Origin of the sequence: Kribbella caucasensis, from assembly GCF_004361855.1 — a bacterium.
Classification (GTDB): Bacteria; Actinomycetota; Actinomycetes; order Propionibacteriales; family Kribbellaceae; genus Kribbella; species Kribbella caucasensis.
The window spans coordinates 333,256-356,541 of sequence record NZ_SNWQ01000008.1 but is presented as its reverse complement, the minus strand read 5'-3'; the positions used below and the strand labels follow the sequence as shown (position 1 = coordinate 356,541).

Genomic DNA, 23,286 nt, shown 5'->3' with positions numbered 1-23,286 from the left:
GACGTCTTCGCCTTCCGGCTAGTCGGTGATCCGGACGGTGGCCGGGTCGATGTAGTCGTCGAACTTCCGGATGCCCACCCCGCTCGCGGTGATGACGGTGGTCGGCAACGTGGCCAGCGGGATCGCGTCGACCCGCTGGAGGAACGACTTCTGCGCGCCTTGCAGGGCGGCACACTGCGCGCTCTTGTCGACCTCGCTCATCGCCTTCTGGACGTGGCCGTAGCCCTCGTCGTTGACCAGTCCCATCTTGTTCCGGCCGCCGTTCTCGGTGGCCGGTCCCATCACCCGCAGCAGGGACGACGTCAGGGTGCCCAGCTGGTTGTTGTCACCCTGGACGTTGATGTCCCAGTCCTTGCCGCCCGCTGCCGTCACGGTGGCCCAGTTCGCGTTGTCGAGGGAGCTGACCGTGACCTTCGCGCCGGCCTTGCGGAGTGCCTCGCCGATGTACTCGTTCCCGCCGCGCAGCAACGTGGTACCGACGATGCGGAACTTGACCCCGGTCAGCGTCGCCTTGGCAGCCGCGGCGTCGGCAGCGACCAGCAACTGCTTGTTCGTGTTGACGCAGGCCACCTTGTCCGATCCGACCGTGGCGATCGTCGTGCCCCGCTTGCCGCTGATGATGTCGCTGAAGGCCTGTGCGTCGATCGCCTGCGCGACCGCGGCGCGCAGGTCGGGCCGGTCCGCGAACACCGTGCCGGGACGCTCGTTGAAGAGCAGGTACGTCGTGGTGTTGGCGGCCGTCGTACTGGTGAACTGACTGTTGTCGGCGAAGCGGACCACGTTCTCGTCGTTCACGCCGCCCACGTCCAGGCTGCCGGACAGCATCTGGGTAGCGATCGTGGCAATGTCGGTGATCGGCATCAGGTTCAGCTGCTTGGCGGGCTTGCCTTCGAGCGGCTGGGCGAACGTCGGCCAGGCGGAGTAGTCGTCGCGCAACGTCAGCTGGTACGACACCGCGGCCTGTGATGACGTCAGCGTGTACGGACCGGAGAACGCTCCCTTGACCGTGCCGGCCGCCAGACCCTTGAGGTCGGCCAGGCCGGCCGGGCACACGATGCCGGCTTGCGGGAGGGTCAGTCCGGTGAGGAAGTCCGACCACGGCTTGGACAGCGCGGCCTTGACCGTGCCGGCTGTGTCGTCGGGCGTGAACGTCGCCTTGGCGGAGCCCGTCGCGAGCGTGCGGCCCGACGATCCGGTGTCCTTCGCGGCGAACCGGGTCAGCGACGCCGCCACCACCGACGGTGTGATCGCGCTGCCGTCGGAGCACTTCAGCCCGGCGCGGATGGTGAACGTGTAGTTCGAGGCGTCGATCGCCTTCCACTCCGAGGCGATCCCGCCGGCCAGCGTGTTGCCCTCGTCCTTGCGGACGACGGTGTCGAACAGCAACCGGGCCACGGTGTAGTCGTCACCACCCTTGGCCAGCGCCGGGTCGAAGGTCGCCGGATCGGTGTTCAGCGACATACCGAGCGTGTCGCGCGACCCGGAGCTCGCCGGTCCACCACATCCGGCCACCACCACGCCCACTGCGGCGACCAGCGCCACGGGAACAGCAAATTGACGTAACACGGCTCCTCCAACAGGGCCAGGAGAACAATGGCGTGGAGCGTAGGACCGGCAGCATCGGTTCGAGGTGTCCCGGGACCGACTGTGCAAGGAATTGGGCCAAACCGCTGCCCGGCTGCACGATCTCGCCCCGCACGCCCCGATCGGGCCGGTTTCCCGGGCGTTACGGTGGCTGCACGAATTCGCGTCGTACCGGGCAAGCCGGAACCCGCTTTTCCGCTCAGCGGACCGCGCTGTGCACGATCACTGGAGCCGGGGCCGGTCCGGGCGCATGATGCTGGACATGGTCGACACGCTGGATCTGCAGATCATCAACGCGCTGCAGATCCATCCCCGGGTCTCCTGGGCACAGCTGGGACGGATCCTGCGGGTGGACCCGTCCACGATCTCGCGCCGCTGGTCGACGCTGACCAAGGAGCGGCAGGTGTGGACGAGCTGCTTCGAGGGTGCCGGCGCACGGTCGCAGGAACCGACCGTCTCGGCGCTGGTCGAGATCCGCTGCGCACCCGGCCGGCGCGGTGACGTGATCGCCGAGCTCGCCCGGCAGGGTCCGATCTTCAGCGTGCACTGCACGTCCGGGCCGCGCGACCTCTACATCATGATCACGACCCACAGCCTGCTGTCGATGGACCGCTATATCGACGAGCACATCGTGGTGACACCGGGCATCCTCGGCACCCGGACCCACTACCTGCGCACGATCTTCCTCGAGGGCTCGGGCTGGCGGCTGCAGGCGCTCGCCGACGACCAGGTCAAGGCCCTGCACCACCTGCGGCCGTCCGACCCGCCGACGGAGCGCAAGGCCGCCTATCGCGACATCATCGATGCCCTCGGCACCGACGTACGCCGTACCACCGCGGAACTGCAACGCGAGCTGGGCCGGTCGCTGTCGGTGGTGTCGCGGGACATCGACGCGCTGCTCGCCGCGAGCTGGGTGCGTTGGCGGGTCGATTTCGCGCACACGTTGCTCGGCTGGTCGGCTGGAGCCGTGTTGTGGCTGAACGTGCAGCATCCAGACCTGGAGCGCATCGTCGCGTCGTTCCGGCAGCTGAACCAGGTCCGGTTCTGCGCGTCGGTGACGGGGGAGGCGAACCTGGCGGTGTTCCTCTGGCTGCACAACCTGCAGGAACTGGACGAGATCGAGAGCAAGCTCGGCGCGGTGTTTCCGCGGGTGCTGATCAAGGACCGGTGGATCGTGCCGCGGATCGCGAAGCGGACCGGTTACATCCTCGATCTCGACAGTCGCCGGCTGCGCTACGTCCCGGTCAGCAGCCAGCCGGTGTTCGAGGACTGACTTCGTGCAGCACCGGGCCCGGATCGTGGTGTTTCGTGCCGAGTTCACCGGATCCGGCCGGGATTCGCCGTACCGGTCCCTACCCTGAGCGCACGTTTCGCTGAGGAAAGAGGTCTGGTGTGGAGTTTGAGCAGCTCCGTGCGTTTCGCCGGGAACTGCACCGCAACCCCGAGCCCGCGTTCGCCGAGATCGGAACCGCGGCCCGGATCGAGCAAGCCATCGCGGGATTGCCGGTCGCGGTCCTGACGGGTAAGGAGGCGCATGACCTCTCAGCCGTCGTCGACTACCCGGCTCCGGCGACCCTGGAGCGGTCGGAGGCAGCCGCCGTCGCGGCGGGAGTGGCGCCTGAACGTGCCCGGTACTTCCGGGAGAACGGCACAGCGCTGGTGGTTGATCTCGACGGTTCCAGGCCGGGCCCGAAGTGGGGACTGCGGGTGGACATCGACGCGTTGCCCATGCGTGAGTCCGCCGATCCGGCCCACTTCCCGGTGGCGAACGGATTCGCCGCGACGAACGGCGCGATGCACGCATGCGGCCACGACGCGAACGCGACCATGGGCGTCGGCCTGTTGCATCGCCTAGCGGACCACGACTTCGCCGGCTCGCTGCGGGTTCTGTTCCAGCCCGCGGAGGAAGGCGTCCGGGGCGCGCAGACGCTGATCGACGCCGGTGTTGCCGACGGCATCGACCGGATGCTGGCCATTCACCTGGCCGGTGGTTTGCCGCTGGGCACGGTGGTCGGCAGCTTCACCGGCGGCATGGCCACCCGGAAGCTGAAGGTGAACTTCGATGGCAGGGCCTCACACGCGGCGGGCGCTCCGGAGGCCGGTCGCAACGCGTTGCTCGCGGCATCGATGTCCGCCTTGGCCATCATGGCCGTGCCCCGCTTCAGCTCTGCCGACACCCGGCTCAACGTCGGCACGCTGGTCGCCGGTGACGGCGTGAACATCGTCCCGTCCTCGGCGGTGATGACCTGTGAGGCCCGCGCGACCGACGACGTCGTTGTCGACGAGCTGGTCGACCGGATCCGGTCCATCGTGGCGGGTACGGCGGCGGCGCAAGGAGTCGAGGCCGACGTCGTGGTGATGGGCCAGTCCGCGACTCTGTCACCAGACGACGAACTGATCGACCGCATCGTCGCCGTCGCCAACGCGCGGCAGGGCGTGGCCGAGGTGATCCGGACCCAGACACTGGCCGGCAGCGACGACGCCAACCTGCTGATCAGGCACGTCCAGGGCCACGGCAGCCAGGGCGCCTACATCATGATCGGCGCGTCGAGCCCCGGCCCACACCACAGCGCGACCTTCGACCTCGCCGAGGACGCCATTGCCATCGGCATCGACACCCTCGAAGCCCTGATCCGCTCAAACTGACGAATTCCTGGTGGCGGATTCCGGCGGAAGAACCGACCCGGTGGCAGGAGACAAGGTGAACGAACTTGTCGGTCGCGTCGCACTCGGGGCGGCAAGCTTCTCGTTCGCATCCCGTGACCGCATACGCAGCGGACCTGGCCCTGGTCGCACCACAGTCCGGGGCGACCTGAGCCCGTCGGCACCGGACCACAATTCCAGGAGTCCGGGACTTACCGTTCCGGGTTCGTGTCTGTCCGGCGTACGGCGACAGTGGTGCTGTGAACACGCAGTGGAGCGTGAATGGCGGATCAGCGTCGCCGCGAGCCCAGAAATGAGAAAGGGTTCAAGTCCCCAGGGACTTGAACCCCCACGTGTCCGAGGAGGGACACGAACCTTAACCACACGCATCAACCTGAACGTCTGACTGGACGAGGCGTGCCGGCTCGTATTGGGACACCATGATCGGCAGGGCTCGTCAGCGGTCTGGAGTGGATAGTTGAGCCAGGGCGCGGGACGCGCGGGCGCCGTCGCGGATGTCGGCGGGCAGCACGACGTGGTGGGCGCGGGTTCCTTCGTGGGCCTTGATTGCTTCCTCGAGGAGGCCGACAGCGGCATGGCCCATCTCCTTCGATGGCAGTACGGCGGCCGCGGTGATGAACGGGACGATGTCGAACGGTGCGACGTTGTCCATGCTGGCGAGGTCCAGACGTTCCAGGAGTTCGGGGTCCAGGTCGAGCAGGTCCTGGATGATGGTGGCGAGCACATACCCGTGGGCGCAGAGTAGGGCGGTCGGGGGTTCCGCCGAGGCGAGGAGTTCGGACAGGTACCGGCGCCGCGCCGGAGTGGGCATCTTCTGGTACGAGCGGAGCACGGTCAGCTCGGCATCCATCGGCAACTCGTGGGCGGTCAATGCCTGCTGATGCCCGGTGAGCCTGTCTCGCACACTGGTGCAGTAGATCTCGTCCCACAGGGCCGCGATGCGGCGGTGGCCGCGGTCGATGAGCTTCTCGGTCACCCGGTAGCCGATCGAGTAGTTGTCGGCAGTGACGGCGCCGGTGGCGATCTCCGGCAGGTACCGGTCCACCATCACCAGCGGGATCCCTGACTGGCGTAGCTCCGCGATCGCGAGCGCGTTCGTGCTGCCTTCGACGGGGAACAGCACCACCCCGCTGACGTTGTCCTCCCTCGCGCGGCGCATTGCGGCGAGCTCTTGCTCGGACGATGCTTCCGAATTGGACAGCAGGAGACGGTATCCCAGCTCCTTGCAGCCGGCCTCGACACCACTCAGCATCTGGCTCACATGACCACTGCTCAGGCCGAACAGTATGCAGGCGATGGTCGCGCCGCTCCGATCGGCCGGGGCGGGCGTTCGGACCGGCTGCTCCGCGACGAACGTGCCGCGCCCGCGATGGCGAACCAGGATGCCCTGGTTGACCAGCTCGTTGAGGGCTCGGATCGCGGTCGCGGTGCTCACACCGAACCGTTCACAGACCTCGCGCTGCGAGATGAACGGCTTGCCGGCGATGTACTCGTTCCTGACGATCGACGCGTGCAGCTCACGGACGATCTGGCGGTAGAGCGGCAGTCCACCATCGGCCGGTGTCGTGGTCACGCGGCCCCCTGGAACACATCGGCACTGTTGATCATGCAACGAGATTAACAGGTTATCCGGCTAGATATCATCCAAGCTTATCGGGAGTGCGCCCGATCTATTGACAGCTTAGCCTGCTATTTCTACTGTGATGCCTACGTGACGTCCGTGAAACGTTTCAGCAACCTTCCCTGCTCGGCTCCCTAGGTGGGTGGAGTCCCATGACCATGAAGCCTGAACACGCCGCCCGGCCGGATCAGCTGCGGACGGAGTACTGCACAGATCCACTCGGTGTTGAAGACGCCCGGCCAAGGTTCTCCTGGTTGCCCGCTCACCCGAGAGGCGGTGGAGTGGGAGGTCAGCGCGCGTACCAGGTGCGGGTCGCCTCGACGCGAACAGACTGCCTCTCCGGTGGCGCCGACATCTGGGACTCGGGCAAGGTCGTGTCGAGCCAGACCGATCAGATCGCCTTCGCTGGAACAGAACTGGGCTCGGCCCACCGCTACTACTGGTCCGTGCGGACGTGGGATCCGGCCGGTGATGTCTCAGCCTGGGCTGCGCCGGCGACATTCGAGATGGGTCTGCTCACTCCAGGGGAGTGGCGCTGCGCCCAGTGGATCACGCGCAACCTCCCAGCAGACGAACTCTCGGCGGACGCCTTGCCCGCACCCCTGCTACGCAAGACCTTCCGGCTTCCTGATCGTCCGATCGATCGGGCGCGGCTCTACATCAGTGCCTTGGGCTACGGCGTCGCGCACCTCGACGGGCATCGGATCGGCACGAACCTGTTGGACCCAGCGCCGACCAACTACGCCGAGACGGTCCTCTACACCGTGCACGACGCCACCGAGACCCTCCGTCGTGGCGCCGGCGGATCGCATGTCCTAGCGGTGGAACTCGGTCGCGGGCGATATGGCGAGCCGGCCTCCAACGTCTGGTTCTGGCACAAGGCGCCCTGGTGGGACAACCCCAAACTGCTCGCGCTGTTGAGGGTCTGGTTCGCGGATGGGACCGTCGCGAACATCGTCTCCGACCCGTCGTGGCGAGCCGCCGATGGGCCGACCCGCTTCGACTCGCTGTTCCTCGGAGAGCAATACGACGCCCGGCTACGTCGTACCGGTTGGGAGCTTTCCGACTACGACGACACGGCCTGGCAGCCGGCGGTGGCGAGTGCGCCGCCCGGAGGAGCGCTGCGGTCACAGCAGCAGGAGCCGATCCGAGCCGTCGCTGAGACCGAGCCGGTAGGAGTTTCCGAGCCCCAAGACGGTGTGCAGGTCGTCGACTTCGGCCGGCAGCTCGCAGGCCATGCACGGCTGACTGTCTCCGGCCGGCGCGGGGTTTGCTTGTCCATTCGGTACGGCGAGCGCCTCGACGCGGACGGGTTGGTCGACATCAGCCAGAACCACATCGATGGAGACATCCAGACCGACACCTATGTGCTGGCGGGTGAGGACGAAGAGGTCTTCGCGCCGCAGTTCAGCTACAAGGGCTTCCAGTACATGCAGATCGAGGGACATCCCGGCAAGCTCCGGCCCGAAGACGTCCGTGCCGTGGAGCTGCACACCGATGTGGCGTCGACCGGTGACTTCGCCTGCGACGACGAGCTGGTCAACCGGATCCACCAGGGCTGTCGTCGCGCGATCCTGAGTAATCTGCACGGCCTGCCGACCGACACCCCGACATACGAGAAGAACGGCTGGACGGCGGACGCGCACCTGACCGCGAACGTTGCCTCCTACAACTTCTTCATGCCGCGCGTCTACACCAAGTGGTTGCAGGACTTCACCGACGCCCAGCTGCCGAGCGGGGAACTGCCACCGATCGTCCCGACCAGTGGCTGGGGCTACCGGGGCAGCGACGCGTCGATCACGGCACCCGTGCCGGCCTGGGACGCCGCCTACTTCGAGATCCCGTGGACGATGTACCGCCACTACGGCGACGAGAGGATCCTGGCGCGCCACTACGACGGCCAGCGCCGTTACCTGGACTTCCTCTCAACCGCGATCGACGGCGGCGTCGTGTACGGCGGACTCGGTGACTTCCTGGCGCCAGGTGCCAACGGCAGGCCGCCCGAGGGACCGGCGGTCCACGAGACCGCGTACACCTATCGGATCGTCACGCTCCTGAAGCAGATCGCCGCCGTCCTAGGGCATGACCAGGATCTACCCGCGTACGACGAGATCGGCAGGCTGGTCCGCGACGGATTCACCGCGACCTTCTTCGACCAGGCGTCAGTTGCTTGCCACGGCGAGGTCGCGACCGAGTACCGACAATCGCCGAATGTGCTGGGCCTGGCTTTCGACCTTGTCCCGCACGACCAGCGGTCGGCCGTGCTGGACGGGCTGGTCGCCGATATCCGTGCCCGCGGCAACCATCTCGACACCGGCGTGCTCGGCACGAAGTACCTGTTCCCGTTGCTCAGCGACAACGGGCTGGTCGATCTCGCCTATGTGGTGGCGACGCAGCGGACCTACCCCGGCTACGGCTACTGGATCGACCAGGGCGCCACCGCGCTGTTCGAGGCGTGGCATGCCGATGCGCGATCCCGCAATCATCATTTCTACGGCACCGTGGACCAGTGGTTCTATGAGGACATCGCCGGTATCCGCCCGGGCGCCGCCGGCTACGCACAAGTCCGCATCCGTCCAGTTCCCCCTGCGGCGTTGGGCTGGGCCAAGGCCTCTCTGACGACTGTCCGCGGGCCGATCACCGCGCAGTGGCGTCGGATGACCGACGGCATCGAGATCACCGCGGACATCCCTCCGGGCGTCACGGCTGAGATCCATGTGCCGATGCATGGAGGGTACGACGTCCACTACCGCCACGACGGCACCTGGACATTCCGTGGTGAGTAACGTCGTGATGAGTGCGATCCCGCTGATACGCCGTCGCTTGTGCGCCGTTCTCAGGGATCAGGTCGCGCGGGACGGGAACGTCGCCCCAGTGCTTCCCGGTGCCGACGGCGAGTGGCCGGACGTCGACTACCAGGACCGTTCCGCCGCCACGTGGTCACCCTCGACGCATCTGCAGGGTTTGATCAGCCTCGCCTGCCGGGCCGGCTGCGACCCGGCAGCGCGCGATGCGGCCTTCCGCGCCCTCGAGCTATGGCTCGTGCGCGATCCGCGCAGTGACAACTGGTGGCACAACCAGATCGGCACCCCGATTGCGCTCGGCGGCGCGGCGACGCTGCTGGACGGTTATCTGACCAGTGACCAGCGCAGGAGAATCGCCTGGGTTCTCTCGCGTTCTCGGTGGGAGCAGATGACCGGGCAGAACGCATTGTGGGTGGCGCAGGCGAAGATCCGCCGTGGTCTGCTGACGAGTGACCCGCACCTGCTGGCCGATGCCTTCGCGCGCTCAGCGAATGTCTTGGTGACAACGACTGGCGAAGGCATCCAGCCCGACCAGAGCTTCCACCAACATGGTGCACAGCTCTACTCAGGTGGCTACGGCCACGCCTTCGCGTGCGACGCAATTGCTCTGGTCGCGCTGGCCGCGGGGACTCCTTTCGCCTTCACCGACAGGGCGCTCGGGGTGCTCACCGACTGTCTCCTCGACGGTCAGCGATGGATGATGCGCGACGGTCGGTACGACCTGGCTTGCCAGGGGCGGGAGAGCTCACGACCGGGCGCGGCGAAGCGCGCGCATGAGCTGGCCCGCGCGGTCCGTGCACTCGCCGGCGCCGACGCTCCACGGCGTACTGAACTGCTGGCGTTCGCCGCGCGGCTCGCTGAGGCCGACCGCGCACCGGTCGTCGGTGTGCGGTACTTCTGGCGCTCGGACTACCTGGCCGTGCATCGCAGGCGATGGTCGGCCTCGGTGAAGACGTCCTCGACCCGCACCGTGTTGCCAGAGAGCGGCAACGGGGAGGGCCTGCGGAACTGGCACGTTGCCGACGGATTGTGTCTGCTGCAACGCAGTGACAGACAAGCCCATGAGTTGGCCCCGGTTTGGGACTGGCGCCGGCTCCCCGGTACGACGACCGAGCCGCAAGCTGGTCCTGATCCGATGGGGACTTTTGGGCTGGACGGCCAGGGCAACTGGATCACCGGCGGTTCATCCTGCTGCGGTGGAGTTGCCGATGGCAACTCGGGGCTGGCTGCGATGCAGTTACGCAAGGACGGCATCAGTGCCTGCAAGGCCTGGTTCTTCTTCGAGGACGAGTACGTCGCGCTCGGCGCCGGGATCGAGGCCCCCAGAGCTCGTTGTCCGGTGCAGACCACGATCGAGCAGACGACGTGCGCCGGGCAGGTCGAATACGCCACGGCAGCCGGCCGGAACAAGATCCTCACCGGCGAGCGGTCGTTGCCTGACGTGCGGTGGGTCTATCACAACAGCGTCGGGTATCTCTTTCCGTACACCGCCGCGGTCGGCTGTGCCGTGGTCGACCGGACCGGCAGCTGGGCCGACATCAGTAGGAGCCAATCCACCGATCCGATCCATGAGGTCCTGTTCAGCCTCTGGGTCGACCACGGGCAGCGCCCGACCGACGGTGGTTACGCCTACGTCGTCATCCCGGACACCACACCCGCGGAGCTCGCCGCACGGGCTGACATGTCCCGGCTGGCGGTCTTGACCAACACCGCCCACCTGCAGGCCGTCTGGCATCGAGAACTGGGCATTGTCCAGGCGGTCTTTCACCAACCCGGCGTCCTGCGTATCCCGGAGATCGCGGACGTCGAGGTCGACCGGCCGGTGCTGATTCAGCTGAGCGAGCAGCCGCTCGGCCTTCGGATCGCGGTTGCGAGCGCGCTCGGCCAGCCCGGCACAGCGATCGTCCGACTCGGCTTCGCTACCGGCGGCCGTCTCGATGTACGCATCGAGCTGCCCGGCGAGGGATTCGCAGGGCAGACCACGACGGCTATCTGTTCGCCACCCCGCGGATTCCGCCTGACCGATCGGATGGAGACGAGCAATGCCTGAACTCGACCTGCACGGTGAGGTCTTCTACGACAAGGTGTACGGCTGCTGGCTCGGCAAGAACGCCGGTGGCACGCTCGGTGCGCCGCTGGAGGAGATGTTCGGTACGCCGGAACCGCTCGACGTCCGGTGGTATCCGGAGCTGCGCGCCGGCGGGATTCCCAACGACGATCTCGAGATGCAGCTGGTCTGGCTGCTTGCGTTGGAGGAGGTCGGACCGGGGATTCTGGCGCGGGACCTTGCCCGGTACTGGCTGGACCACATCGGCTACAACTTCGACGAGTACGGCATGGCGAAGGCCAACCTCAGGCTGGGCCTGGAACCTCCGCTCAGCGGGTCTCACAACAACTGGTTCGTCGACTGCATGGGCAGCCCGATCCGCTCGGAGATCTGGGCCTGTGTCGCACCGGGCGCGCCTCGCGTCGCGACGCGGTATGCCTATCAGGACGCGATCTGCGACCACGCCGGTGGGGAGTCGGTGTACGGCGAGATGTTCAACGCGGCGGTCGAGTCCGCGGCATTCGTGGTCTCAGACCGGCACCAGTTGATCGACGTCGGCTTGTCGTACGTCCCTCAGAACAGCAAGACCGCAGTCGCGATCCGTACGGCGGTCGACGGTCACGCCGGCGGGCTGGACTGGCGGGAGACCCGGCGCCGGGTGCTGGCGGCCACGCCGCATCACGTGGCGCAGTACTCGCCGATCAATCTCGGCTTCCAGGTGATCGGCCTGCTGTACGGCGAGGACTTCGGAGACGGGATCTGCACCACCGTCAACTGCGGGTACGACACCGACTCCTCGGGCGCGGCCATCGGTAGCTACCTCGGCATTCTCGCCGGCCGCTCCGGCCTGCCCGAGCGGTGGATCGCACCGCTGGGTGACACCATCGCGACCAACGAGTCATGGGGCGGGGTACGCCATCTGTCCGACTTGCCTCGGCCGGCGCCGACCGAGCTGGGGGAGCTGGCCGAGCGGATCCGTGCGGTCGCGCTCACGGTGCTCGGCGCGGCCGGCGCCGTCGGGGCTGACGGCGTGCTGCGAACGACCGAGGACGAGCTCTACGCGGACGCCTCGGTGCGCGACCTCTGGTCGGCGAGCCCGACGACGGTCGAGTATCAGCACGCCGATCTGCGCGTCGCGGTCGACTATCTCGACGGCCCGACGGTTGCGGCGGACGGCGTCAAGGAGCTGCGGACGGTTGTGCGCAACGATCGCCGCGACCCGATCACGGTCCGGTGCGCAGTCGACGTATCGGATGGATGGAAGGCGCCACCGGTGCAGGAGGTCGAGGTACTGCCCGGATCGGAAACGCCGCTGACGTGGCGGATCGACGTACCTGTCCGGGCCCTCCTGCAGGACAGCAACCGGCTCTTCTTGCGGGTCTCTCCCGTTGATCGCCCCGAGCTGCCGGCGGTCCCGCTGGTATTGCTGGGTGGTGCCGCATGCCGAGTGAGCGGACCCTACGACGCCAATGGCTATGGGGACGAGTGGCCACTGGACACTCCGTTTCCACCAGAGCGGGTACGGGGCAGTGTTCTCGCCAGCGACAGCAGAGACGGTTCCTGGCGCGAGGTTGTTGCTAGTGGCAATAGCTTGCCGGTCGCCGGGGAGTTCGCCGATCCCGGTGTGCTGTACCTGCAGACATTCGTGTACGCCGAGATGGCGCAGGACGCCTGGGTGGTGGTCGACGCCAACTGCCCGGTCCGGTTCTGGGTGAACGACGAGCCGGTCGCCACGGCGAACCGCTACCGCGGCGTGCGGCCCTGCCATCGCGGTAGCCCGGACTCCGCCGGGCAGGTCGGCCTTCGGGCCGGCTGGAACGAATTACTCATCAAGCTGGTCCGCCGAATGGATGCCCCGGCGGCCGACTGCCACCTGTTGTTCGCCAGCCCGGACCGGTTCCGCACTGCACTGACGCAGCTCGGCCGGACCCACTTCCCTTGGGACTGAACCGCCCGTGGGACTGAACGACCCGAATCTCTTGGAGGTGTTGTCATGTCTGATCAGGTGACCCGTCGATCCGTCCTGCGTGGCCTGGGCGGTGCGGCCCTGTTGTCGCTCGGATCGGGGTCTGTACTCGCAGGCTGCTCGAGTGGCTCAACCGCCGGCGCCAGCGCGGAAGCGGGAGGGAAGGTCAAGCTACCGACCTACCTGCCCTATGCCGGCGTCAAGCCCGACCTGCCCGGCAACGCACAAGGCGTGTTGGCCGGCTATTCCGTCTATCCCGCGGATCCGGTCTCGGTGATCAAGGAGCCACCAGGAACGGGCGGCACCGTGACCGCCATGACCCTTACCTACGGGGCAGTGCCGCCGGCCGTCGACCGAAACCGGTACTGGCAGGAGCTCAACAAGCGACTCGGCACCGAGTTGGCGATCAACGTCGTACCGAACGCCAACTACGCAGACAAGCTCGCCACGGTCATCGCGGGCGGCGACCTGCCGGACATGGTGCAGTTCTTCGCCGCGTTGAAGCCGCCGCAGTTCCAGGCGCTGCTGCGCTCGAAGTTCCAGAACCTCAACGAGTTCCTGTCCGGCGACGCTGTCAAGGACTACCCGTTCCTCGCCAATATCCCGACCCCCAGTTGGCGCAACGCGGTATTTGGCGGCGGCATCTACGGCGTGCCCATCCCGCGCGGAACGGTCGGCACGATCGTGTTCGTCCGCGACGACCTGGTCCGGGCAAAAGGCCTGCAGCGCCAGCCGAAGAGCTTCGCCGAGTTCCGTGAGCTCTGCAAAGGCCTGACCGACGCGAAGAACAACCGCTGGGCTCTGGGTCATCCGCCGACCTTCCTGGCGTTTCTCGAGCAGATGGCCGGTGCGCCGAACACGTGGCGCGAGGAGAACGGGAAGTTCACCCACCACTACGAGACCGAGGAAGCGAAGCAGGCGCTCGGCGACATGCTGACGCTCCTCAAGGACGGTGTGTTCCACCCTGACGCAGCCGCCGCCGAGACCGACCAGGTCAAGCAATGGCTGCAGGCCGGCACCGTGGCGATCAACCGTGACGGGGCCGGTGCCTGGTCCGGTATCGCGCCGACGGACTCCAAGGATCCCGACAACGTCGTCGGTGCGATGCTTCCGCCCGGTCGGGACGGCGGGAAGGGAGTCCACTGGGCAGGTGGCGGCGCCTTCGGCATCGTCAGCTTCCCGACGGCGGACAAGGCCAAGATCACCGAGCTGCTGGGGATCTGCAACTGGCTCGCCGCGCCGTTCGGCACGGCCGAGTACCAGTTCCGCAAGTACGGCCTCCCGGGCGTGCACTACGAGCTGAAGGGCAGCGAGCCGGTGCTGAACAAGACCGGGGAGACCGAGCTGTCCGTGCCGGTGAAGTACCTGTCGGACTCGCCGGCCGTGCTGTACGAGTCGGGCAAACCGGCGCTGACCAAGGCCGAGCACGCCTTCCAGGAGCAGATCATGCCGCTGGCCATTGCCGATCCGTCGATCGGCCTGTTCTCCGAGACGCAGAGCGCGAAGGGAGCCCAGCTCGACAAGCAGCTCGACGACACGCTGCGCGACATCTTTGCCGGGCGCAAGCAGTTCTCCGACTGGGATCAGACGGTCCAGCAGTGGCGGCGCAACGGCGGCGACAAGATGCGAGCCGAGTACGAGCAGTCCTACCACGAAGCCAACGGATGACGCCCGGACTGACACGGGTTGGAGGAGGGCGGTCATGAACAGCAGCCGGCGACAGTTTCTTCAATTCGGCGGGGTGGCGATCGGAGGCGTGGTGCTGGGTGATGCCATCGCCCCGGCCGGCGCTAACGCGACCCCGTCGCTACCCCCACAGGCTGCCCCGCAGGCACAGGCGGCGGGCTTCCAGCCACCGATGATCCGCAGTGTCAACTCAGTGCGGCCGAGGGACTACGTCCGGGCCAGGGAGAACTTCGGCGCGAACGCGGTCCGGTACTTCCTGACCCCACAGTCGATGGCGGCGAGCGGTGGGATGTCCGTGGCGCAGGCGTGGCACCTCCAGCTCGAGCTGCTCGAGGCCGGCGTCCGCGAGGCCGCCCGACTGGGTATGTGGGTGATCGTCGATCTGCACCAACCCCCGAACGGGGACCGGATCCCCTTCCAACGACCGGAATTCTGGGCCAATGACGGCAATCTGGACGTCCTCATCGGTGCCTGGCGGGACATCGTCCAGCGCATCACGCCGTACCGGGACTACATCTGGGGATACGACCTCCTCAACGAGCCCTACAACCGGGACGAACTCCCGCTCGGCGCGAGCAAGTGGCCGGGGTGGGCGCAGGCGATGGTGGACGACATCAGGACCCGCGATGCGACCACGCCGATCGTGCTGGAGCCCGGGCCGGGTGCGCTGCCGCGCGGGTTCATCGAGAACGAGTGGATCGACGCCGGCCCGGGCTACCCGATCAAGTACCAGGGCGACTTCCCCCTGATCGACGACCCGCGGGTCATCTACAGCCCGCACGTCTACGACCCCTACCCGTACAGCCACCAAGGGCTGGGAACGTTCAACTCGGCTCCGACCACGTCGGACTGGCCGGACAAGTCGACGTACCCCGGGATGATCGGCGACACGTACTGGGACAAGGACAAGCTGCGCGAACTCCTCGCGCCGGTCCGCCACGTCGAGCTGAAGTACCGGGTGCCGATCTACGTGGGGGAGTTCAGCGCGATCCGCTGGGCGCCCGGCGCCTCGAACTACATCCGCGACCTGATCGAGCTGTACGACGAGTACGGGTGGAGCTGGAGCTACCACGCCTTCGCCGAGTGGCACGGCTGGGACACCGAGTTCACCGAGCAGATGACCAGTGACGCGAACCGGCTCGTGGCCAGGGCGACCGAACCGACCGATCGCGAGCTGATTGTGAAGGGCTACTTCGCTGCGAACGCGTTCCTGCCACCAGGCAGCTTCCCCGCGCCGGCCAACCTCCTCGCGAACGGAGATCTCACCGAGGACTTCGACCGGAACGGCCTGGCGGACTGGTGGAGCAAGGGGAGCCAGGCCACGGCCTCCTTCGTCCAGGTCGACGGCTCGCCGATGCAGAAGGTGACGTGCTCCGGTCCTGGCAAGGGCATCGACCAGGAGTGGATCGCGGTGACGGACGAGAACAGGTACCGCCTGCGGGCACGGTTCCGGGTCGATGGCCCGGGGTCGGTGCGCTTCTGGCACCAGGACGCGACCGAGGTCAACACTCCGGTCGGCAGCGGTATCGTCGCGGACGCGTCGCCGACCGGCCAGTTCACCGTGCGAGAGCTGGAGTTCGTACCGTCGGCCGGCGCCGGTCGGACGAGCATTCGACTCTGGGCGAACAGCGCCACGACGTTCATCGTTGACTCCGTCGAACTGGTCGACCTCGGTCCACTGGTCGAGGTGCATCCACCAACGACGCAGGCCGTGGTCCACGACGCCGCCCATGTGACCTTCACAGCCGCGGCGTACGACGGAGCGGCGGTCGAGCGCACGGAGTACCGGATCGTCGGGCCAGGCACGGACTGGCAGCCGGTACCTGCAGACGGACTCCGTTTCAGCCCCGGTGATACCCACATTGTCGGATACCGCTCGATCGACACGGCCGGGCACACGGAGCCAGCTAGGTCGATCGTGGTGGGCGCATGAGCGCAACCGTGGAAGGCGCCGGCACGACCTCGCGCTGGGCCCGGCTGCGACGGGACAAGTTCGTGCTCTTGCTGGGCCTGCCGGGGGTGGCGGTGATCCTGCTGTTCCACTACCTGCCGATGCTCGGCAATGTGATCGCGTTCAAGGATTACCAGCCCTTCATCGGGATCCGCGACTCGCCGTGGGTCGGGCTGGAGAACTTCCGGGTGATCTTCAACGGCGACCCCGAGTTCCTCAACGCCTTGACCAACACCCTCATCATCTCGTTCATCCAGGTGGTCCTCGTGTTCCCGGCCCCCATCGCGATCGCGTTGCTGCTGAACTCATTGCTGTCGGAGCGGATCAAGCGCGTGGTGCAGTCTGTGCTCTACCTTCCGCACTTCATGTCCTGGGTGATCGTGGTGGCGATCTTCCAGCAGCTGCTCGGCAACGCTGGCCTCCTCAACACCTGGCTGCACGCCCGGGGTCTCGAGGGCCTGCACATCATCGGCGACCCCGGTCTCTTCAAGGTTCTGATCACCTCGCAGGTGATCTGGAAGGACGCGGGCTGGGGAACCATCCTCTTCCTCGCCGCGCTGTCCCGCGTCGACCTCGCCCTCTACGAGGCGGCCGCCGTGGACGGCGCCTCCCGCTGGCGGCAGCTGTGGCATGTCACGCTGCCCGCCATCAGGGGCGTCGTCGTACTGTTGCTCATCCTCAAGCTCGGCGACGTTCTCACCGTCGGGTTCGAGCAGATCATCCTGCAGCAAGGTCCGGTCGGCACGGATGCCTCCGAGGTCCTGGACACCTACGTCTACTCCAACGGCATCCTCGGCGGGAACTGGGGCGTCTCCTCCGCGGTCGGCCTGGTGAAGGGTCTCGTCGGTGTCGCCCTCATCCTTGCCGCCAACCGGGTCGCGCATCTGTTCGGTGAACGTGGCATCTACGCCAATGACAGGTGAGAGGAATCTGCGATGACCACCAAGGCCCTCACGTTCGCCGTAGGCCGTCGCGACGCGCCGGCCGGATCACCTCGCCTGCGCACCGTCAACGGCGTCGCGCCACCGTCGATCCCGATGCGGGCGCTGAAAGGCGTCGTACTGCTCGCCTGCTGCACGGTCGTGGTGTTGCCGATCGTGTCCGTGGTCTCGACCAGCTTGGCGGACCAGCGGCAGATCACCACGGCCGGCGGGTTCGTCCTCTGGCCGGACAACCCGTCCTTGAACGCCTACCGGGCGATCTTCGCCGGCGGCGTCGTCACCCGTGCCCTCACCGTCTCTCTGGGGATCACGGTGGTCGGCGCGCTGCTGTCGCTGGCCGTGACCGCCGGGCTCGCGTACTCCCTGACCCGGCCACGCACCTTTGCCCACAAGCCGTTGCTGATGATGGTGTTGCTGACGCTGCTGTTCAGCCCAGGCATCATCCCGTCATATCTCACCGTCCGCCAGCTCGGTCTGCTCGACAGCTACTGGTCGTTGATCCTGCCCGTGCTGGTGAACGGGTTCAATGTCATCGTCATGCGGGCCTTCTTCATGGACCTACCGCAGGACCTGCTCGACTCCGCCCGGATCGACGGCGCCGGTGAGTTCCAGACGCTCACTCGCATCGTGCTGCCGCTGTCGAAGGCTGTCCTGGCCGTCGTGGGTCTGTTCTATGCCGTCGCCTACTGGAACAGCTTCTTCTCCGCACTTCTCTACATCAACGACACGGCGAAGTGGCCACTCCAACTGGTCCTGCGCACCTATGTCGTCGACAACGCCGTCCTCAGTGCCGACCAGCTCAATCTCGTCGGCGAAGCCCCGCCACCGCAACAGTCGCTCCAAATGGCGATCCTCGTCATCTCCCTGGTCCCGATCCTGCTGGTGTACCCCTTGCTCCAACGCCACTTCGCCAAAGGCCTCCTGATCGGTGCCGTCAAGGGCTGAGCCGGTGCGCACTGAGCTCGGCTGAGGCCCGCTGACGGACAATGGCGCAATGGGCAGTGTCGGGCGGAGCCAGGTCGATCCGGACCAGGCCAGCAGATGTCCGGTGTCTGCGGCGGTGAAGCCGCTGTCGTCGAGCCGTTGCAGGGGTCCATTGGCGTAACTAGGGTCGGGGGCACAACTCGAGACGCCTTTCCCGGAGGTGCCCGCCATGCGCCGACTCATCCCTGTGTTGCTGGTGGTAAGCCTCGCTGTGGCCACCACGGCCACCGCGACGGCCGACCCACAGACTGTCCCGAACGGCCCCTGGGTGCAGGACTCCCAGCAGGTCAGCCTGGAGCGTCTGCATTCGTACGACGAGATGGTCAAGGCGCTCCGGCAGATCGAGCGCCAGTCCAACGGACGGGTCTCGCTGGAGACTGTCGGCCGGTCGAACGAAGGCCGCGACCTTTATCTGGCGAAGGTCGGTACCGGCCCGACCAGGGTCCTCTACATCACGCAGCAGCATGGCAACGAGCCGCTCGGCACGGAGGCTGCGCTGCAGTTGTTGCAGCGGCTGGGCAACGGCGGCGCAGGTTGGGACGCGATTCTCAGCAAGATCACCCTGCTGGTCATCCCCAAGGTGAACCCGGACGGCTCCGAGCGGTTCCAGCGGGAGAACCACGATCCGGACTGCTCCGGCGCCTTCTGTACGCCGGGCGTCGGCTTCGACGTCAATCGCTGGCACGATCCGGCCGTCGCGCCGGAGGCGAATCCGGTGCCGGAGGCTGCCGCTGTGCAACGCGTCGCGATCAGGTATCAGCCGAAGATGGTCGTCGACTACCACCACCAAGGTTCCTACCGCAGCGCCGACGGTGACCTGATCACCACGTCGATCTTCTGGCCGAACCACCCCGACGCGCCGGCGTCGGCGGTCGCGCTGTCCCGGCAGATGTGCTTGGTCATCTTCGACACGCTGATGCACTACGGGTTCGCCGAGGTCAGCCAGTACCCGGGCACGCTGCCGCGCGGGATCGCGCGCAACTCCTACGGCATCCGCGGTGCCGGCAGCGTCCTGGTCGAGCTGCGCGGCGACATCGGGCAGAAGAGTGCCGGGATGCTGGTCCGGACGGCGTACGCGTCGATGGGTGCGCTGCTGGAGTCGATCGCAGAGGGCACGGTCTTCACCCAGGATCCGGCCCGCGCGGACACCATCCCACTACGCGGTGACTTCGTCGAGAACCCCCACGACGAGTAGACGCAATCGCCTGGCCCACGGGTTGGTTTGGACCGAGCGGAGGTCGGCCGATGGGGATGGCGATCGAGGTTGAGGGGCTCGTCAAGCGGTACCGCCGCAAGCCGGCATTGGATGGCGTGTCGTTGTCGGTCGCCGACGGCGATGCCTTCGGGTACGTCGGCCCTAACGGCGCCGGTAAGACGACCACGATCAGATGCTTGCTCGGCCTCGTCCGGCCGACGGCGGGTGTGATCCGTATCCTCGGACACAACGTGGCCACCGACCTTGGCGCAGTGCTGGCCGATGTCGGGCACCTACCGGGTGAATTCGGGCTGTGGCCGCAGCTGACCGGCGCCGAGTGCCTCGACTACCTCGGCACACTGCAGCAGCGCGCACCCGTACGCCGGCGGGAACTGTGCGATCGGCTGGAGCTGTCCCAGGCCGACCTGCGGCGCCAGGTCAGGCTGTACTCACGGGGTATGAAGCAGAAGATCGGCATCATCCAGGCGTTCCAGCATGAGCCCCGCGCACTGGTGCTCGATGAGCCGACCGAAGGCCTCGACCCCGTCATGAAGGAGCGGTTCGTCGAACTGCTCGCTGGGCACCGTCAGGCAGGTGGGACAATCTTCCTGTCCTCCCACATCCTCTCCGAGGTGGAGGAGACGACCGAGCGGGTCGCGGTGCTCAAGGCCGGCCGGATCGTGCGAACCGGGGCGACCGCGGACCTCACCGGTGAGCGCGTGCGGCACTGCACGCTCGTGCTCAAGCAGCCGCTCGCCGACGCGGCCGCACTGGATATCGAGGGCGTCTCGGGCCTGGAGAGCGACGGGCTGATCCATCGCTTCGAGTTCCGGGGCGACATGGAGCCGCTGATGCGCCGACTCGGGACGTTCGCCGTGCAGGAGTTCCTCTCCGAGCCGGAGCATCTCGCCGAAACGTTCTTCGAGATCTACGGGGACTCCGACCAGGGCCGGTCGCGATGAGCTCCACCGTGTTCCGCCAGACACTGCGGCAGGTGCGCCGCACCCTCGGCGTTCTCGTCCTCGGCGTCGGCGCGTTCTTCTACCTGGTACTCCTCGCCTCGTCGTCGTTCACCAAGGAGGCGCCGAACCTGCCCTTCTTCCAGTCGCCGCCCAAGGCCATCACGGCATTCCTCGGCGGCTCAGCCGACTTCTTCCACGCCGACGGATGGCTGAGTGCCGGCATGACCCACCCCGTCATCCTCTCGCTGCTGACCTCGTCGGCGCTGCTGGTCGCCGCAGGGTCAGTGGCCACGGAGGTCGAGCGAGGCACCATCGACCTCGTGCTCGCCCGGCCTGTTGGTCGCGTGCCGTTCCTGCTCGCCAAGGCGCTCGCCTCGATCATTGCCGTTACCGCTGCCGAGCTGGGAGGTCTAGCCGGCGTACTGATCGCCAGACAGACGATCGACGGGGTCCGGGAGTTGTCGATCGGGTCCGTCCTACGCGCTTTCACCGGCTCCTGGCTGCTGTTCGTGGGCGTCGCCATGGTCGGCATGCTCGTCTCAGCCCGGTCGAGCCTGCGCGGACAGTCGATCGGCATCACCGTCGGCATCGTGGTCGCGTGGTTCTTCATGAACTTCATCGCGCTACTCATCGACGGCATCAGCGGCCTGCGGTTCGCCTCTCCGTTCCACTACTTCCGGCCCATCGACCTGCTCGCCGGCAACGCCCCCGCAGGCGACCTGCTGGTCCTTGCGGCGGTCCCGGCGGTCGCCCTGCTCTTGGCGGCCGCCGAGTTCACCCGGCGCGACCTCACCCGCTGAGCGAGCGTGCCCCTCCCGGATGAGAACGCGATCCCATCGCCGCCGATCCTGATCCCGTAGTAGCGCCAGGGCGCCGTCGTACCCGGTGCGGGTGCGGCGACGAGCCTCGGTGAGGAGCATGAGTGCGAGTAGGCCGGCGACCTCGGGTTCGTCGGGCATCAGCAGCCGGAGGGTTCTACCCAGGTCGAGGGCTTCACCGGACAGATCGGGGGAGTGTTCGGGCTTGCCGTAGCCGGTGGTGTAGGTCAGGTAGATGGTCGCCAGGACCGCCTTCAGGCGATCTGGGAGTTCGGTGTCGTCGGGGATCCGGTAGGGAATGTTGGCCGCCTTGATCTTGTACTTGGTGCGGACCAGGCGCTTGGCCATCGTCGGTTCGCTGGTGAGGAATGCCCGGGCCACGTCCGCCGTCGACAGTCCGCACAGCAATCTCAGCGTCAGTTCGACCTGTGCCTGTGCTGCCAGCGCTGGATGGCAGCACGTGAAGATGAGCCGCAGTCGATCATCGCCCGTGGTCTGTGGGCTCAGGTGTACGGCGGCCTGCTGCAGCAACTCGTTGCCGCGGGCATCACGTCGCAGCCGGTCGATCGCACGGTTTCGTGCCGTGACGGTGATCCAGCCGCCGGGGTTGGGCGGCAGCCCTTCAGTCGGCCACCGCCGCAGGGCGATCGTGAACGCCTCCTGGACCGCGTCCTCGGCCAGGTCGATATCGCCGAACATTCCGATCAAGGCTGCGACCGACCGACCGGACTCCGCCCGGAAGATCCGCCCGATCGCCTCGTCCTCAGCCGTCATGGCGAAGCCCGCGTCAGGAGGTCATCTCGTCGACGAAGGGGCGGACCTCGATGGAGGCCTGAACGAGTGCGCTGACCTTCCCGGCCCAGCTCAGCGCCCCGTCGAGATCGCTCGTGCTGATCAGGTAGAAGCCCCCAAGGTGGTCTTTCGTCTCGGCGAACGGCCCGTCCGTCGCCAGTACGTCGCCCGCCTCGGCCTTCACGACCGTCGCCGTCGAAGGATCGTGCAACCGCCCGCCGAACACCCAGGCCCCGGAGGATTTCATCTCCGCCTCGAGTCGCCGGATCGCCTCCATGTGCTGCTTCAAATCGTCCTCGGACATCGTCGGACGCTGGGCAGCACGTCCTGGCCGCAACATGTAGTACGTCATGTGAGGTCCCTTCCCGTACGGCGGGACACGACTCCCGCTCTCACCCTCACTACGAACGCCGGACTCCCAGTATGGACAGCTCGGTCTGCATGAGGTCTCGCGAGAGCTTCGCGAGCTGCTTCAGGTAACCCGGTACGGCGGCTCCACCTCGACGTACATGCTCCTCACTGCTCGTGGCCGAGCGACTGTCGCGCGAAGGCGACGGCCTCGGCGAGCACCGTGCTCCACAGCTCGCGATCGAGCGTGGCGATGGCCACCCACTCGCGGAAGACCTTGCCGGCGGGGGCGAACGGGTCGCCGGTGCCGGTCTCGACGAGTTCGGTGACCCGCTCGCGCGGCAGCTTCACGACCAGACATGCTGCCTTGTGGTCGTAGCTCGCGAGGAAGCGTCCGGCCAGCCGCACGCAGGGGTACCCCATCATTGTGGCCCGGCCGATGGCGGGGTCGTAGAGCAGGTCGTCGAGGAGCTCATCGTAGAGGTCGCGGGGGGTGTAGCCGGCAGCGTCCCCGCCGGAACCCTCTGACGGGGACGTCGCCTGGTCGTTCGCCGGCATCAGGCCGCCGGCGGGGTGAAGACGCCGAACAGGTTGCCCGCGGGGTCGCGCAGGTACGCGAACGTCGGGGCGCCGGGGCCAGGGTCGAGGTGCTTGCTGACGACCAAGCCGCCGAGCTGTTCGGCATCGGCGCAGGTGGTGTCGATGTCGGCGACCAGGATGTAGAACACCGCGTGGTCGGGCGCTTGCCCCCCGGTGTTGGCGATGCCGCCCATCGGGGCGTCGGCGCCGGAGGCCTTGATGTTGCGGCAGTCCATGCCGCCGGACGCCGCGGGCCCGTCGGCCTCGAAGGCCCAGTCGAACAGGCTGCCGTAGAACTTCTGGGCGCCATCGGGGTCGCTGGTGGCGATTTCGAACCACGCCAG

Annotated in this window: 17 protein-coding genes and 1 pseudogene; 12 read left to right on the top strand and 6 right to left on the bottom strand. The window is 67.2% G+C overall.

From position 1 onward, the window contains the following. Positions 1–18: 18 nt before the first annotated feature. Entirely contained in the window at positions 19–1,566 is a 1,548-nt protein-coding gene (locus EV643_RS19210; protein ID WP_133801451.1) for an ABC transporter substrate-binding protein, read from the bottom strand. A gap of 280 nt (positions 1,567–1,846) precedes the next feature. Here EV643_RS19210 and EV643_RS19205 point away from each other — a divergent pair, with 280 nt between their 5' ends. Continuing rightward, a complete protein-coding gene (locus EV643_RS19205; protein ID WP_166665494.1) occupies positions 1,847–2,857 on the top strand; it encodes an Lrp/AsnC family transcriptional regulator in 1,011 nt (336 codons plus the stop codon). A gap of 119 nt (positions 2,858–2,976) precedes the next feature. Beyond that, the gene (locus EV643_RS19200) at positions 2,977–4,230 is read left to right on the top strand and encodes an amidohydrolase (RefSeq protein WP_133801449.1); all 1,254 of its coding nucleotides are present in this window, start codon (positions 2,977–2,979) and stop codon (positions 4,228–4,230) included. Between the two features lie 454 nt (positions 4,231–4,684). On the opposite strand, the gene EV643_RS19195 is transcribed toward EV643_RS19200, so the two are convergent. Then, positions 4,685–5,821: a GntR family transcriptional regulator gene (locus EV643_RS19195; protein ID WP_166665493.1), complete on the bottom strand. Its 1,137-nt coding sequence runs from the start codon at positions 5,819–5,821 to the stop codon at positions 4,685–4,687. 206 nt (positions 5,822–6,027) lie between these two features. On the opposite strand from EV643_RS19195, the gene EV643_RS19190 reads away from it, so the two are divergent. From EV643_RS19190 to EV643_RS45710, 10 genes and pseudogenes are all read left to right on the top strand, one after another. Beyond that, a complete protein-coding gene (locus tag EV643_RS19190) occupies positions 6,028–8,655 on the top strand; it encodes an alpha-L-rhamnosidase (RefSeq protein ID WP_166665492.1) in 2,628 nt (875 codons plus the stop codon). Further along, entirely contained in the window at positions 8,648–10,723 is a 2,076-nt protein-coding gene (locus EV643_RS19185; RefSeq protein ID WP_166665491.1) for a polysaccharide lyase family 8 super-sandwich domain-containing protein, read from the top strand. Before EV643_RS19190 ends, EV643_RS19185 begins: the two co-directional genes overlap by 8 nt. Further along, complete coding sequence (locus EV643_RS19180) at positions 10,716–12,668, top strand: ADP-ribosylglycohydrolase family protein (protein ID WP_133801446.1); 1,953 nt, start codon at positions 10,716–10,718, stop codon at positions 12,666–12,668. The genes EV643_RS19185 and EV643_RS19180 overlap by 8 nt, the downstream gene beginning before the upstream one ends. A 45-nt stretch (positions 12,669–12,713) precedes the next feature. Then, a complete protein-coding gene (locus EV643_RS19175; protein WP_133801445.1) occupies positions 12,714–14,354 on the top strand; it encodes an extracellular solute-binding protein in 1,641 nt (546 codons plus the stop codon). A gap of 34 nt (positions 14,355–14,388) precedes the next feature. Further along, positions 14,389–16,305, top strand: a complete 1,917-nt coding sequence (locus tag EV643_RS19170; RefSeq protein WP_133801444.1) for a glycoside hydrolase family 5 protein — start codon at positions 14,389–14,391, stop codon at positions 16,303–16,305. Further along, positions 16,302–17,246 (top strand): ABC transporter permease, encoded by a 945-nt coding sequence (locus tag EV643_RS19165; protein ID WP_133801443.1) that lies wholly within the window; start codon positions 16,302–16,304, stop codon positions 17,244–17,246. Before EV643_RS19170 ends, EV643_RS19165 begins: the two co-directional genes overlap by 4 nt. Positions 17,247–17,258: 12 nt before the next feature. Then, entirely contained in the window at positions 17,259–18,209 is a 951-nt protein-coding gene (locus tag EV643_RS19160; RefSeq protein WP_133801442.1) for a carbohydrate ABC transporter permease, read from the top strand. A 208-nt stretch (positions 18,210–18,417) separates the two neighbouring features. Next, positions 18,418–19,443 (top strand): M14 family zinc carboxypeptidase, encoded by a 1,026-nt coding sequence (locus EV643_RS19155; RefSeq protein WP_133801441.1) that lies wholly within the window; start codon positions 18,418–18,420, stop codon positions 19,441–19,443. A 56-nt stretch (positions 19,444–19,499) separates the two neighbouring features. Beyond that, on the top strand, positions 19,500–20,405 hold the full coding sequence (locus tag EV643_RS19150; RefSeq protein ID WP_166665490.1) for an ABC transporter ATP-binding protein: 906 nt from the start codon (positions 19,500–19,502) through the stop codon (positions 20,403–20,405). Continuing rightward, positions 20,402–21,136: pseudogene (locus EV643_RS45710) on the top strand (ABC transporter permease); the annotation flags it as partial. The gene EV643_RS19150 and the pseudogene EV643_RS45710, both read left to right, overlap by 4 nt. Here the strand turns inward: EV643_RS45710 and EV643_RS19140 are convergent. The 4 genes from EV643_RS19140 to EV643_RS19125 form a co-directional block, all read right to left on the bottom strand. Then, positions 21,029–21,997, bottom strand: coding sequence for an RNA polymerase sigma factor (locus EV643_RS19140; RefSeq protein WP_238165663.1), 969 nt, complete (start codon positions 21,995–21,997; stop codon positions 21,029–21,031). The pseudogene EV643_RS45710 and the gene EV643_RS19140 sit on opposite strands and share 108 nt — an antisense overlap. A gap of 13 nt (positions 21,998–22,010) precedes the next feature. Beyond that, a complete protein-coding gene (locus EV643_RS19135) occupies positions 22,011–22,319 on the bottom strand; it encodes a YciI family protein (protein WP_202869617.1) in 309 nt (102 codons plus the stop codon). A 212-nt stretch (positions 22,320–22,531) separates the two neighbouring features. Then, positions 22,532–22,921 (bottom strand): hypothetical protein, encoded by a 390-nt coding sequence (locus EV643_RS19130; RefSeq protein WP_133801437.1) that lies wholly within the window; start codon positions 22,919–22,921, stop codon positions 22,532–22,534. Next, positions 22,921–23,286 carry a VOC family protein gene (locus EV643_RS19125; protein ID WP_133801436.1) on the bottom strand — a complete coding sequence of 122 codons (366 nt, stop codon included), beginning with the start codon at positions 23,284–23,286 and terminating at the stop codon, positions 22,921–22,923. The genes EV643_RS19130 and EV643_RS19125 overlap by 1 nt, the downstream gene beginning before the upstream one ends.

Bases quoted from the DNA above. Each gene is read 5' to 3' on its own strand.
- EV643_RS19140 (WP_238165663.1), bottom strand. From the start codon at position 21,997: ATGACGGCTGAGGACGAGGCGATCGGGCGGATCTTCCGGGCGGAGTCC.
- EV643_RS19180 (WP_133801446.1), top strand. From the start codon at position 10,716: ATGCCTGAACTCGACCTGCACGGTGAGGTCTTCTACGACAAGGTGTAC.
- EV643_RS19155 (WP_133801441.1), top strand. From the start codon at position 18,418: ATGCGCCGACTCATCCCTGTGTTGCTGGTGGTAAGCCTCGCTGTGGCC.
- EV643_RS19170 (WP_133801444.1), top strand. From the start codon at position 14,389: ATGAACAGCAGCCGGCGACAGTTTCTTCAATTCGGCGGGGTGGCGATC.
- EV643_RS19130 (WP_133801437.1), bottom strand. From the start codon at position 22,921: ATGCCGGCGAACGACCAGGCGACGTCCCCGTCAGAGGGTTCCGGCGGG.
- EV643_RS19160 (WP_133801442.1), top strand. From the start codon at position 17,259: ATGACCACCAAGGCCCTCACGTTCGCCGTAGGCCGTCGCGACGCGCCG.
- EV643_RS19165 (WP_133801443.1), top strand. From the start codon at position 16,302: ATGAGCGCAACCGTGGAAGGCGCCGGCACGACCTCGCGCTGGGCCCGG.
- EV643_RS19190 (WP_166665492.1), top strand. From the start codon at position 6,028: ATGAAGCCTGAACACGCCGCCCGGCCGGATCAGCTGCGGACGGAGTAC.
- EV643_RS19150 (WP_166665490.1), top strand. From the start codon at position 19,500: ATGGCGATCGAGGTTGAGGGGCTCGTCAAGCGGTACCGCCGCAAGCCG.
- EV643_RS19205 (WP_166665494.1), top strand. From the start codon at position 1,847: ATGGTCGACACGCTGGATCTGCAGATCATCAACGCGCTGCAGATCCAT.
- EV643_RS19135 (WP_202869617.1), bottom strand. From the start codon at position 22,319: ATGTCCGAGGACGATTTGAAGCAGCACATGGAGGCGATCCGGCGACTC.
- EV643_RS19175 (WP_133801445.1), top strand. From the start codon at position 12,714: ATGTCTGATCAGGTGACCCGTCGATCCGTCCTGCGTGGCCTGGGCGGT.